The following is a 505-nucleotide window of genomic DNA, read 5'->3' as shown; positions in this document are numbered from 1 at the left end:
GCCCGCCACCAGCGCGGCCGGGGTCGCGAGGCCCAGCGCGCAGGGGCAGGCGATGACGAGCACCGCGATCGCGGCGCCCAGCGCCTCGCCCCAGTCGCCGCCCGCCACGAGCCAGCCGACCAGCGTCAGCGCGGCGAGCCCCACCACCACCGGCACGAACACCGCCGTCACCTTGTCCACCAGCTTCTGCACCGGCGCCTTGGCGAGCTGGGCGCGGGCCACCAGCCGGCCGATGCGGGCGGGCGTGGCGTCCTCGCCCACGGCGGTGGCCGTCACCGCCAGAAAGCCCGACCCGTTGAGCGCGCCGGCCACCACCGCGTCGCCGGCGGCCTTGGGCACGGGGCGGCTCTCGCCGGTCACCAGCTGCTCGTCCGCCTCGCTGCGGCCCTCCCGCACCACGCCGTCCACGGGGAAGCGCTCGCCGGGGCGCACATGCACCACGTCGCCCTGAGCCAGATCCTCGACCGGAACCTCCTCATCGCCGCCGCCGGGCCGCGCCCGTCGC

1 protein-coding gene is annotated in these 505 nt (G+C 78.0%); it reads right to left on the bottom strand.

All coding sequences use genetic code 11. The features are described from left to right. The coding region (locus ACFQ4O_RS18265) for an HAD-IC family P-type ATPase (protein WP_378777868.1) at positions 1-505 on the bottom strand (505 nt) is incomplete at both ends.

This window comes from Methylopila musalis, from assembly GCF_042679725.1.
Classification (GTDB): domain Bacteria; phylum Pseudomonadota; class Alphaproteobacteria; order Rhizobiales; family Methylopilaceae; genus Methylopila; species Methylopila musalis.
The sequence above is the reverse complement of the archived record's forward strand: the minus strand, read 5'-3'. Positions and strand labels throughout refer to the sequence as shown.